Origin of the sequence: Flavihumibacter stibioxidans (assembly GCF_014332695.1) — a bacterium.
Classification (GTDB): domain Bacteria; phylum Bacteroidota; class Bacteroidia; order Chitinophagales; family Chitinophagaceae; genus Flavihumibacter; species Flavihumibacter stibioxidans.
In genome coordinates this window covers 82,057-94,160 of record NZ_MBUA01000023.1, presented here as the reverse complement: position 1 = coordinate 94,160, position 12,104 = coordinate 82,057, and the positions used below count along the sequence as shown (strand labels likewise).

At 47.9% G+C, this 12,104-nt stretch carries 14 protein-coding genes; 10 read left to right on the top strand and 4 right to left on the bottom strand.

Annotated features, from left to right (window positions below):
- Positions 1–7: 7 nt before the first annotated feature.
- On the bottom strand, positions 8–223 hold the full coding sequence (locus BC349_RS11745; protein WP_187256961.1) for a hypothetical protein: 216 nt from the start codon (positions 221–223) through the stop codon (positions 8–10).
- A gap of 318 nt (positions 224–541) precedes the next feature.
- Here BC349_RS11745 and BC349_RS11740 point away from each other — a divergent pair, with 318 nt between their 5' ends.
- From BC349_RS11740 to BC349_RS11730, 3 genes are all read left to right on the top strand, one after another.
- A complete protein-coding gene (locus tag BC349_RS11740; protein ID WP_187256960.1) occupies positions 542–2,242 on the top strand; it encodes a M23 family metallopeptidase in 1,701 nt (566 codons plus the stop codon).
- An 82-nt stretch (positions 2,243–2,324) separates the two neighbouring features.
- Positions 2,325–2,792, top strand: coding sequence for a thioredoxin-dependent thiol peroxidase (bcp, locus tag BC349_RS11735; protein WP_187256959.1), 468 nt, complete (start codon positions 2,325–2,327; stop codon positions 2,790–2,792).
- Between the two features lie 35 nt (positions 2,793–2,827).
- Positions 2,828–3,172 carry a DUF4157 domain-containing protein gene (locus BC349_RS11730; protein ID WP_343063697.1) on the top strand — a complete coding sequence of 115 codons (345 nt, stop codon included), beginning with the start codon at positions 2,828–2,830 and terminating at the stop codon, positions 3,170–3,172.
- Between the two features lie 7 nt (positions 3,173–3,179).
- On the opposite strand, the gene BC349_RS11725 is transcribed toward BC349_RS11730, so the two are convergent.
- Positions 3,180–3,923, bottom strand: coding sequence for a biotin--[acetyl-CoA-carboxylase] ligase (locus BC349_RS11725; protein WP_187256957.1), 744 nt, complete (start codon positions 3,921–3,923; stop codon positions 3,180–3,182).
- A gap of 122 nt (positions 3,924–4,045) precedes the next feature.
- On the opposite strand from BC349_RS11725, the gene rsfS reads away from it, so the two are divergent.
- The 7 genes from rsfS to BC349_RS11690 all read left to right on the top strand — a co-directional run bounded on the left by rsfS (position 4,046) and on the right by BC349_RS11690 (position 10,366).
- Positions 4,046–4,408: a ribosome silencing factor gene (gene rsfS / locus BC349_RS11720; RefSeq protein ID WP_343063695.1), complete on the top strand. Its 363-nt coding sequence runs from the start codon at positions 4,046–4,048 to the stop codon at positions 4,406–4,408.
- 67 nt (positions 4,409–4,475) lie between these two features.
- Positions 4,476–6,494 (top strand): ATP-dependent zinc metalloprotease FtsH, encoded by a 2,019-nt coding sequence (gene ftsH, locus BC349_RS11715; RefSeq protein ID WP_187256955.1) that lies wholly within the window; start codon positions 4,476–4,478, stop codon positions 6,492–6,494.
- 7 nt (positions 6,495–6,501) lie between these two features.
- The gene (locus BC349_RS11710) at positions 6,502–7,152 is read left to right on the top strand and encodes a LutC/YkgG family protein (protein WP_187256954.1); all 651 of its coding nucleotides are present in this window, start codon (positions 6,502–6,504) and stop codon (positions 7,150–7,152) included.
- 32 nt (positions 7,153–7,184) lie between these two features.
- Positions 7,185–7,607 carry a gamma-glutamylcyclotransferase family protein gene (locus BC349_RS11705; protein WP_187256953.1) on the top strand — a complete coding sequence of 141 codons (423 nt, stop codon included), beginning with the start codon at positions 7,185–7,187 and terminating at the stop codon, positions 7,605–7,607.
- Between the two features lie 13 nt (positions 7,608–7,620).
- Positions 7,621–8,448 (top strand): UDP-2,3-diacylglucosamine diphosphatase, encoded by an 828-nt coding sequence (locus tag BC349_RS11700; RefSeq protein ID WP_343063693.1) that lies wholly within the window; start codon positions 7,621–7,623, stop codon positions 8,446–8,448.
- Positions 8,445–9,269, top strand: coding sequence for a hypothetical protein (locus BC349_RS11695; RefSeq protein ID WP_187256952.1), 825 nt, complete (start codon positions 8,445–8,447; stop codon positions 9,267–9,269). Before BC349_RS11700 ends, BC349_RS11695 begins: the two co-directional genes overlap by 4 nt.
- Before the next feature lie 5 nt (positions 9,270–9,274).
- The gene (locus tag BC349_RS11690) at positions 9,275–10,366 is read left to right on the top strand and encodes a mechanosensitive ion channel family protein (protein ID WP_187256951.1); all 1,092 of its coding nucleotides are present in this window, start codon (positions 9,275–9,277) and stop codon (positions 10,364–10,366) included.
- Here the strand turns inward: BC349_RS11690 and BC349_RS11685 are convergent.
- Positions 10,356–11,006 carry a MerR family transcriptional regulator gene (locus BC349_RS11685; protein WP_246456928.1) on the bottom strand — a complete coding sequence of 217 codons (651 nt, stop codon included), beginning with the start codon at positions 11,004–11,006 and terminating at the stop codon, positions 10,356–10,358. The two genes, BC349_RS11690 and BC349_RS11685, sit on opposite strands and share 11 nt — an antisense overlap.
- Before the next feature lie 32 nt (positions 11,007–11,038).
- Positions 11,039–12,010: a M23 family metallopeptidase gene (locus BC349_RS11680; RefSeq protein ID WP_187256950.1), complete on the bottom strand. Its 972-nt coding sequence runs from the start codon at positions 12,008–12,010 to the stop codon at positions 11,039–11,041.
- Positions 12,011–12,104: the final 94 nt, after the last annotated feature.

Sequence of the window (12,104 nt, the reverse complement as noted above, 5' to 3'; positions counted from 1 at the left end):
TTTACCCTTAGCTATTATGGTATGCAGCCATTTCGATGTCATCGAGCAGTACCTTCCCCTTGCGCAATTCAGCCTTACGGACCGAACGCGACTGTTTTTCATCCTGTTTGCTCAGGATTTTAAACATCCACTTCTGTTTGGCTTCCTGTCCCTTGAATGTGCCAATCAGGGAACCAACCACCATTACCACCATGATCACGGCTTTTTGTTGAAATCTTTTCATACCTCGCTGTTTTCTCAGTTAAATAATCTTGCTGCTACTTCAATCGCCCATCTAAAACATAGACAACGTTATAACAACAAACGCTGTTCCATGTTTACAAAAGACATACCCAAATGAGAGATTTATTTTTATTTAACAAGTTGTTTGAACAACTAAAGATTTAAGGCTTTGCAGAAAAACATTTTGACCCACTATAAAAAGCGTTTTCCGGTACAGGTAACAATGCCGGAGATTCGGTGATCCTGGCCATCTTTAGGTGCATGGCTGTCTTGCCTGCCTGCTGTATATTTGTCCTTTTCCTAACGAAATGTACCGGTAATGACGAGGCTCCTGGTTGTTATACTATTGCTGTCTGTTTCTGCTCAAGCCCAATACCATTCCCTGCCCGATTATCCGAAAGATTATTTCCGAAACCCTCTTGGCATTCCGATAGACCTGAGTGGCAATTTCGGTGAGCTTAGGCCAAATCATTTTCACATGGGGCTTGACCTCAAAACCCAGCGCAGGGAAAATCTTCCGGTGTATGCAGCAGCAGATGGATATATCTCCAGGATCAAAGTGGAGCCGGGTGGATTTGGCCGGGCCATCTATGTTAACCATCCCAATGGCTTCACAACTGTTTATTGTCACCTGAACGATTTTTTCCCGGAGCTTGAAAGCTGGGTAAAAAACAGACAATACGAGAAAGAGTCCTGGAGTCTGAATGATACTATTCCAGCCAACCTGTTTCCGGTTAAAAAAGGCAGCTATCTGGCTAAAAGTGGCAATACCGGCGGTTCCCAGGCGCCGCACCTGCATTTTGAAATCCGCCGCACCTCAGATGAAGCAAACCTGAACCCGATGCTGTTTGGTTTTCCCCTGCCGGACAATACCAGGCCTTCCATTCTTCGCTTAGCCATTTACGATAGAACAAAAAGTGTGTATGAACAATCCCCCCGGCTGGTATCAGTAGCCGCCCGTGGACCGGGCTCTTACGTTGCTCCTTTACAGAAGTTGTCATCCCCTGACATAAGTCTGGCCATGACTGCCTGGGATACGCACACCGGTTCATCCAACCTGAATGGTGTTTTTGAAGCGGTGCTGTATGACAATGATAAAGCCGTAATAGGTTTCAGAATGGATGCCATCAGTTATGATGCCACCCGTTACCTGAATGCCCACATTGATTATAAGACCAGGGCCTCAGGGGGCCCCTACCTGCAGCATATGAGCGAATTGCCCGGTTATCTCAATTCCATTTACCAGCAATTCAGTGGAGACGGGGTTATTGACCTTAGCGATGGAGCAGTTCATGAAATCAGCATTGTGGTGAAAGACGCTTACGGTAATGAGTCCAGGGCAACTGTACCCGTTCAATACAACGGCACACCGGCAATCCCGCAAATGCCGGCCGGACAAAGATTTTACCCGATGATGGTGGATGTTTTTGAATCGGATGATTGCGAGTTCATCATTGGGGAAAGAACACTGTATGATTCAGTCAGCATCGCTTACAGGAAACAGGCTGTATCAATAACAGGTGTGGTATCCGCTCAGCATGTGATTGGTTCTGTGTCCATTCCCTTGCAGGATGCGATGATGGTAAGAATCCGGCCTACAGCAACGCTGAGTCCTGAAGAGCGCGACCGGATTGTGATGCAACGTATTACCGGAACAAAAAAAGAAGTGCAGAAAGTCAACTGGCAGCACGATTGGGCCATGGCCGGATTTCGCGATTTCGGAACTTTCCGGTTGCTGGTCGACCAGGAACCGCCACAGGTGGTACCCATTGGTTTCGCCAGCGGCGCCAGGCTGACCGCCGCTTCCCGCATAGCCTTTACTGTTACAGATAACCTGGGGAAATGGAAGGTGCTTCGTACCGAACTAAATGGGAAATGGATCTGTTTTACCAATGACAAAGGGCGCAATTTTATTTACCGGTTTGATGAACATTGTCCACCCGGAGATCATGAGCTGAAGGTGGTCGCCCAGGATGAAGCGGGGAACAGCGTGGAGCAGATTTTTCGGTTCACGAGGTGACGGGGGAAGGAAGGGTGAAAAGGTGAATGGGTGAATGGGTGAATGGGGTATGTTTTCGGGTGGAACAACAAATAAAAAAAATATGACTTCTCTTATTGAAGGCGATAAAGCGCCATCTTTCAGTGCCAAAGACCAGAATGGAAAAAAAATCAGTCTGGCGGATTACAAAGGGAAAAAACTGGTGATCTTTTTCTATCCCCAGGACATGACACCCACCTGTACGGTGCAGGCCTGCAACCTGCGCGATAACTTTGCCCTGCTAATGAAGCATGGATTGGAGGTAATTGGTATCAGTCCCGATTCGACCGAAAGCCATAAAAAATTTGAAACCCGTCACCAGCTCCCATTTCCGCTACTCGCCGATACCGACCGCAAAATCATTGACAAGTACGGAGTCTGGGGCGAGAAACAACTGTACGGAAGAAAATACATGGGATTGCATCGCACGACATTTATTGTTGATGAGAAAGGAAAAATCATGAAGATAATCCTAAAGCCAAAAAGCAAGCAGCATGCGGAAGAGATCATCGCTGCCCTGGCGGCAGGATGATCGTTCCATTGCATTTTAGGAAGTATATTAGAAATGTGAAATACCGAATAAGGGAGAAGTCGTTCTGGGCCATGCTGGCTGCAAAAAAAATGGGGGCGGAAAAGCTGGCCATGGTGCTGGGTACTACCATCCACCTGCATAATACCAGTTTTGATGAATTTCTGCAAAACCGCAGGTGGTTGCGGCATGAGCTGGCCCATATAAAACAATTCAGGGAACTTGGTTTTTTTACCTTTCTATGGTTGTATATCCTGGAGTCGGTAAAAAACGGCTACCGGATGAACCGTTTTGAAATCGAGGCCAGGGCTGCGGAAACTAAAGACGGGCTGGACCACTATGTTTTTATCCCGGATAAAAACCAATCCGGCCGCATGGCCTGAAACCGGTTCAGACCCACTCCACTTCGCCCACCCTGAAACTACGGTCAAGGGTATCCGAGGTCAGCAGTTCGCCATTTTCATTTACACCCCTGATGGTTGTTTCAAAAACCACATTATCCTTTCTCAGCCTGACCGGCATCCCCCTTGAAAAAAGTACCTGGTTGTAGGATTCCAGTAGTTCCTTCTTTTTTCCTGCTACCAGCTGGTTCCAGCGATATTCCAGTTTTCCGCATAATTTTCTGACTTCCACCAGAAGGTCGAAGCTTTTTCCGGTGATCTGGCGCAGCGAAACCGGCTTTTTGGTCCCTTCTTCGAAATCTACCTGGTTGACATTGATTCCGATTCCAACAATGGCAAATTGCCAGTGCGGACCCGCCCAGTTGTTTTCGATCAGGATGCCCCCTGCCTTTCTGTCACGCCAGTAAATATCGTTCGGCCACTTCAGGGAGCTTTCCTCCCCGGCCATTTCAGCAAACCAGTCGTAGGTGCCCAGGGCCATTGCCATACTGAGGTAAAAAACCATATCAGGGGCCAATGCAGTGGTTTCCAGCACTATACTGATGATGATATTTTCATTGGGGCGGGAAATCCAGCGGCGGCCCATCTGCCCTTTCCCTGCTTTCTGTTCGAGCGCAAAAAAGGTATCGCCATGGCCTGCAAGCCGCTGTTGGGTCAGTGCCATGGCATAGTTGTTGGAGCTGTCTACTGAATCTAGTACAATAAGCTGGTGACCTATATGTTGAACGGGCATCGGTTTGAGTAAAAGATTAGTATTTTTGAACGGCACGAATGTAGTATTTTCAGATTTTTGATCACTAAAAGTTTAGATTATTGGAACCATTGTCAGCTTTAGCTTCGCGTCAACGTAGTAGTGTGACACGCCTTACGAAAAACTCCAGGATTCTCAAATCCATCATCAAGGCAATCCAGGACAAGAAGGGCGAAGACATCGTTTCGCTGGATCTCCGTAAAATTCATGAAGCAGTTGCAGATTTTTTTGTGATCTGCCAGGCGACTTCCACCACCCAGGTAAGGGCTATTGCCGATGCCGTGGAAATGGAAGTGAAAGAGGAACTGGGTGAAAATCCGTATCGTCACGAAGGCCAGCAGGCAGCACAGTGGATCCTGATCGATTATGTAAACGTAGTGGTTCATGTTATGCAGCCCGAAACCCGGAAGTTCTACCGCCTGGAAGAAATGTGGAGCGATGCGCCCAGGACCGAATACAAATCATAGTAATATCAGCTTGTTTCGAACAAAAGGGCGCAATAAGCATTAGTAATTCTTTATAGTCAAATACAATATGTCACAAGAAGATTTCAAGTCAAATGACAGGGGTGGATTGAACCGGATGAGACCGAGGCCTGAGGGAGGTGGAAATGATCCGCGCCGCGGACCTAAATTCAATATTTACTGGATTTGGGGTGCGCTGGCCGTGATCCTGCTGGGATTCAACCTGTTCAGCTCTTTTGCACCGGATGCCCGCAGGATTAATTTCGATGTGTTCAAGACAGAAATGTTATCAAAGGGAGATGTGGAGAAAATCATCCTGATCAGCAATAAAAACCTGGTTCGTGTATACATCAAGCCCGATAGTTTAAAGAAACCATTTTACCAGGATAAGCTTCCGAAAGGATTCAACGCTGCCGCTGACAAGGGGCCGCAGTTTGAGTTCACTATCGCCAAACCTGAGATTTTCACCGACGACCTGAGGGATTTTTATACCAAGAATCCTGAAATAAAGGAGGTTCCGCGTATCGATGATACGGAGGGAGACTGGCTTGCGCCGATCTTCCAGTTTGTACTGCCCATTTTTATCATTGTACTGATCTGGGTGTTACTGATGCGTAAGATGGGCGGTGGCGCCGGCGGTGGTGCCGGTCCGGGTGGAATTTTCAACATCGGCAAATCCAAGGCTCAGCTTTTTGATAAGGGAACCAAGGTGAATATCACTTTCAATGATGTGGCGGGGCTTGATGAAGCCAAGGTGGAAGTGATGGAGATCGTTGACTTCCTGAAAAATCCAAAAAAATACACCAACCTGGGCGGTAAGATTCCGAAAGGAGCTTTGCTGGTCGGACCTCCGGGAACGGGTAAGACATTGCTGGCCAAAGCCGTTGCAGGTGAGGCGCAGGTGCCCTTCTTCAGCCTGAGCGGTTCAGATTTCGTGGAAATGTTCGTGGGCGTGGGTGCAAGCCGGGTGCGTGACCTGTTCAAACAGGCCCGTGAAAAAGCACCCTGTATCATCTTCATTGATGAGATTGATGCCATTGGCCGTGCCCGTGGAAAGAATGCCATCATGAGCAATGACGAAAGGGAAAGCACCCTCAACCAGTTACTGGTGGAAATGGATGGATTCAGCGGCGAGAGTGGCATCATTGTGCTGGCTGCTACCAACCGGCCGGATGTGCTGGACAGCGCCCTGCTGCGCCCAGGCCGTTTCGACCGCCAGATTTCCATCGACAAACCCGATGTGAAGGGACGTGAAGCTATTTTCAAAGTGCATCTCAAGCCGATCAAGGTTTCCGAGCACGTTGACATCCATAAACTGGCAGAACAAACACCAGGTTTTGCAGGTGCCGATATAGCCAACGTTTGTAACGAAGCTGCGCTTATTGCTGCCCGTAAGGGAAAGGAAGCCGTTGATATGTCTGATTTCCAGGATGCAGTAGACAGGGTGATTGGTGGTCTGGAGAAAAAGAACAAAATCATCTCCCCGGATGAGAAGAAAATCATCGCATACCATGAAGCAGGTCACGCGATCTGTGGCTGGTATCTCGAGCATGCCTACCCGCTGCTGAAAGTGACCATTGTTCCGAGGGGAACTGCCGCTCTCGGTTATGCGCAGTATACACCCAAGGAGCAATACCTCTACAATACTGACCAGCTGATGGACCAGATATGTATGACACTGGGCGGAAGGGCGGCTGAAGATATTTTCTTCGGCAAGATTTCTACCGGGGCGCAAAACGACCTGCAGCAGATCACGCGTATGGCCTATTCGATGGTTACCGTATATGGTATGAACGATAAAGTAGGTAATGTAAGCTTCTATGATCCCCAGCAGGAGAACTCCTTCACGAAGCCTTATTCTGAAGAGACCTCCCGGATTATAGACGAAGAAGTAAGGAAACTGATTGATGGCGCCTACGATCGCACCAGGCAATTGCTGTCAGAGAAGAAAATGCAGGTGGAAATACTGGCAGAAAAACTGCTTGACAAGGAAGTGCTTTTCCAGAGTGATGTAGAACATCTGATCGGGAAGCGTCCCTATGAAGAGAAGAAGACCCTGGACGTAGAGGAAACTCCATCTATCGTATAAGTAGAATATGAACATATCCACTTCAAAAGAGAATATTCTGAAGAAGATCAGGAAGGCGTTGAGTGACTCAACGCCTATTCCTTTTCCTGCAAGTGAAGGGAACCAGTCGGTTTTTCACCCGCCAGCAGATGATCTCGAAATGTTGTTTGCACAGGCATTTACCAAACTGCAGGGCAAGTTTGTATTTTGCCTGGATGAGCAGGAGCTTGCCGGGCAACTTGAGCTTCTGTTCCGCCAAACTGGCTGGAAGCAGGTGTATTGCAGGGAAAAGACCCTGAGGGAGCAACTGGCTGCTATTGGGATGAAAGAGTTGACCGGTGAGAACGGAGATCCTTCCGAGCTCGCTGCCTGTGAAGCCAGTATTACTACCTGTGAGTACCTGGTTGCGCGAACGGGTACCATTGTGATGAGTTCCGCGCAGGAAAGCGGACGCACTACCAGTGTGTACGCGCCGGTACATATCTGTATAGCCACTACAGATCAGCTGGTGTATGATATCCGTGACGGACTTAAGCAGGTGAAGGAAAAATATGGCGGGGCACTGCCCTCAATGATCACATTTGCCTCCGGACCCAGCCGTACTGCCGATATTGAAAAGACCCTGGTAGTAGGAGTTCACGGACCGAAAGAAGTATATTTGTTCCTCCTGGACAAATAACACCCCCATTCACCATTCACCATTCACCATCAATGCTTTCCCCATCCTACCAGCTATTCGTTTACGGTTCCCTGCGCAGGGGATTCCTGAGCCCGGCCTACGAATACATCAGCCGATATTTTGATTTTGTATCAGATGCCCGGGTTAAAGGATTGATCTATGATATGGGTGAATACCCGGCTGCGATTCCAGCTGATACGGAGGCTACGATTGTGGGTGAACTTTACCGCATTAAGGAAGTGGATGAATTTGACTGGGCCATGGGCCAGCTGGATGATTATGAAGGCATTCACCCCGAAGTGGGGGAAGAACAGTTGTACCGCCGGGAAAGGGCTGAAATACTGCTTCCCGATGGCCAAAAAACAGAAGCCTGGATCTATTGGTATAACGGCGATACCAGTGGCAAACCCCTGGTAGCATCCGGCGATATCCTGCAATACCTCGGCAAACGCTAACCCCCGGAAGGAGGTGTCTGACATCTTTCGTCTGACAAAAGATGTCAGACACCTTTCCATCTCCCTGCCTATATTTGCTGCCATGCAACTGGAGGCCGGTAAAAAAATATATTTCCTGTCTGATTTCCACCTGGGGGCGCCCGATTATGAGCGCAGCCTGGAAAGAGAAAAGCGCATAGTCGCCTTCCTGGATGAAATTGAAAAAGACGCAGCCTCGATTTTTATTGTGGGCGACCTTTTTGATTTCTGGTATGAATACAAAACGGTGGTGCCGAAAGGTTATGTGAGAATACTGGGCAAGATGGCAGCCCTCTCCGATAAAGGAATCCAGCTACACTTTTTTGTAGGTAACCATGATATGTGGATGAAGGGCTATTTCGAAAAAGAACTGAATATTCCGGTGTATTTTGATGAGCAAAGCTTTACGTATAATGGCAGGGAATTCCTGGTGGGGCATGGCGATGGACTGGGTCCCGGAGATCATGGATATAAGTTCATAAAGAAAGTTTTCAGGAATTCCATTTCCCGCTGGCTCTTTGGTGCCATTCACCCCACCATTGGTATGGGGCTGGCCAATTGGCTCAGCCGAAAGAGCAGGGCGGCAACCGGGCAGGCTGATGAGAAATTCATGGGTGAGGAAAATGAATGGCTGATCATCTATTGCAAAGAGAAATTACAGCAAAAGAAATACGATTATTTTGTGTTCGGACACAGGCATCTTCCCATTGATTTTGCCTTGCCAGGCGGCAGCAGGTATATCAACCTGGGTGACTGGCTGCGCTATGATTCCTATGCCGTTTTTGATGGGGTGAACCTGCAGCTTCAATATCATAAGCCATGAGAATCGCGTTCACTATCCTGATCCTGCTTTTTAACTTTGCTGTAATGGCGCGGCCTTCATCCCTCCGTATTGATACCATCCTGCCACAAAAAAGTATCGGGTCAGACCTTGCAGGTTTTGCAGTGGATAACCTGGGATATGTGTACCTCCATCACCAGAATGGTCAACTGAAAAAATTATCACCCCGGGGTGATTCCGTGGCGGTATTTAATGATATCAGGCGTTTCGGCAAACTGTATTCAATAGATGTGTCGAATCCGTTAAAAGTTCTGCTTTTTTACAAAGATTTCGGCACGATTGTCGTGCTGGACAGGTTTTTGAACCAGCGGAATACCATTGACCTGCGGCAGCATAATATCCTTCAGGCAAAGACGATTGCGCAATCATTCGACAATGGGGTTTGGGTTTATGATGAGCTGGATGGAAAGCTCAAACGGCTCGACGATCATGGCACGGTAATCAGTGAAACGGTTGATTTCAGGATACTTTTTGAGGCAGCACCTTCGCCTGTTGCCATCACGGATGCAGACCGTTCGGTTTACCTGTATGATCCGGAAAAAGGCCTGTATGTACTCGATTATTTCGGGACATTAAGGAATAAGGTTGCATTGCTGGGATGGACGGATGTGCAGGTGATCGGAAACCGATTTATAGGACGGAAAGGAGAACAGCTTGAAAGTTATACAACCGGAACACTTGACCTTAAAGAACAGGAGCTGGGCGAATTACTGAAAGGAGCAAAGAAGATTCAGTTGTCAATGGATCACCTGTATGTTCTGAGAGATGGCGTTTTGCATATTTATACCTTATCAAATCAGTAGGAACCATGAACGGCATATTGCAGTACGAATTTTTTGATAATACCATTCAGGCTTATATTATTTGTTTTGGCACCATTCTGCTGGTCATCTTGCTGAAAAGAATACTATCGCGTTTCATTTCGCGGGTCTTGTTTAAACTCATCAAACACAGTTCCTGGAAAATTGACCAGAAATCCTTTGTGGAACTGGTGTTTCAGCCAATGCAGGTCTTCCTGATCGTAACCATCACCATGATCGCGCTGGACAAACTGAAATTCCCGCACCAGATCGATTTTGAAATTTACCATATCAGTTTCAGGCGTATCGTTGACAGTGTAGCAAAGGGGTTATTTGTGATCACTTTTATCTGGCTGCTTCGCCGTATTATAGATTTTATAGCCATGCTGATGGAACAGAAGGCCAACCTTACAGCCGACCAGGCCGATAATCAGATGGTGGTTTTTTTCAAGGATTTTTTCAAGGCACTCCTGATAATCCTCGGCATATTACTGGTGATCCGTTTTTCTTTTAACAAAGACATTACCACCTACCTGGCAGGACTCAGTATCGTTGCAGGTGCCCTCGCCCTGGCGGCGCGCGAAAGCCTGGAAAACCTTATCGCATCATTTATCATTTTCTTTGACAAACCTTTTCATGTAGGTGACCTGGTGAAGGTGCAGAGTATAACCGGGACGATCGAAAAAATCGGATTGAGGAGTACTCGCTTAAGAACTGACCAGAAGACCTTTGTTACAGTGCCCAACAAACAGATGGTCGACAGTATCATGGACAACCTGACCCTGCGTACCCAAAGAAGAGGGGATCTCAAACTGGAACTCTCGCTTCAGACATCCCCGGTAAAGCTGGATCATACCATCGCAGGGATAAAGAACATACTGAGTCATCCTGCTATTGAATCCTATGTCGCCTTCCTGAGTGACATAACTGCGAATGCGTTTATCATTCATGTGGAGTATTATACCGCCATGATTCCAATTTCGGAATTCAACCAGTTGAAACAAACGATAAACCTGGAGGTTTTGCGCCTGCTGGAGTCCTTACAGGTTGAACTTGCCGGTGAAGTGAAGGAGGTGGTGGTGAAGGAGGTCAGAGGTTAGCCTTTAGCTCGAGCAGAAAGGTTTTGAACTGCTGGAGGGACTGGATGACGGCAAACTGGTTTTCCGTTTTTTTCTTCTGGCCTTTCAGGTGCTCCCTGGCGCCTTCGAGGGTGAACTTGCGCACGCGGATCAGGTGGTAGATCAGGTGCAGGAATTTAACGTCATCGGGGCGGTAGAACCGGTCGCCCTTCCTGTTTTTCCTGGGTTGCAGCATGCCTTCAAATTCGTTGGTCCAGGTACGGATCAGGGATGGGTTCATCCGGAACATATTGGCCACTTCACCGATAGAATAATACTGTTTGCCAAACAGGATGGCATCTTCGGGTATCTCAATGAGGTCGGCCTCCGCGGCAATATCCTTCAATGATTTGCGCCCTCTTTTTCCGGGTGTGGCAGATTTCCAGACCTTTTCCTTTTGTTTGCGTCCCGGCTTTTTGCGGATAGTCAAAACCGTTTCCTCATCCGTTACAGGTACCCTTACCGGAGCAGGGATGACAGCAGCCTTATGTGGATTTTCAGTGGACTGAAGGGGCTTTTCCGTAACCTGAAGGGGCCTGTCCGCGACCTTTCCTTCGCTGGTGGGCGGCGCTTCAGGCTCTTCGAAGCCAAAATTCATGCTAATCTGCTGGTTTGGTTTCATATCCGGGTCTAAAGATACGGGGCAGGCAGGGATTAGTCAAAGCTTTGGTTGCTCGAAGCCGCCATTTTCAGCAGCCTGTCATATTGTTCCGGTGAAAGGTCGTTATAGAAGAAGTACACCGGATCAAGTCTTTTCCCGTTTTTATGTACTTCATAATGGAGGTGCGGCCCGGTTGATTTTCCGGTACTGCCCACATAACCGATAATCTCTCCCCTTTTCAGGCGCTGGCCGGACCGGGCTTTGATTTTGAACATATGACCATAAAGGCTTTCATAACCGTAACCATGGTTAATGATTACATGATTACCATATCCGTTACCAGTATTGCCGGCCAGTTTTACGGTTCCATTGGCCGTAGCATAGATCGGCGTTCCCTGGGGCGCGGCAAAATCGAGTCCCGCATGCATTTTCACCGTTTTGTACACCGGGTCGATGCGGTAACCGAATCCGGAAGCGATCCGGTTCAGGTCTTTGTTGCTGACCGGCTGGATGGCAGGGGTGGCCGCCAGGAGAATCTCTTTGTTTTTTATAAAGCCTTCAATATCATCGTATGACTTGTTCTGATAGGCTACCCGCTGGATCAGGTTATTAATGGTACCCACCACATCGGTGTAAAGCGCGTCGGCATCCATGGTCTGCACCAGCTGGATCTCTTTCTGCTTTTCCATTTCCTTCACCCGGGCACTGTCGGGAATGGGGCTGGCTTCAAAAATGGACCTGTACACTTCATTGTCGCGCTTCTCCAGTTCGATCATCTGGCTTTGCAGCTTGTTCACATGGCTGCTCAGTACTTCATAATTCTCGCGCGCTTTTTCATAGTTCTGCCGAAGGATCTTTTCTTTGGGGGAATCGAGGTATTGGAAAGCGATGGATACAATGATCAGGGCAGTCACCAGGGAGCCGGCTATAAAACCCAGGGCACGAAGCAGTTTCACCCTGAGCGGCGTTTCCAGTTTTTCGTACCGGAGGGTATTGGGGTTATAGTAATATTTGATTTTTTTCATATATCCATGCACAGCCCATTTCCTTAGCTTTGCACCACTTTCACCGGCTGGTTACAAATATAGCAGGCGAAGGCCCAATTTTACTCAAGAATCA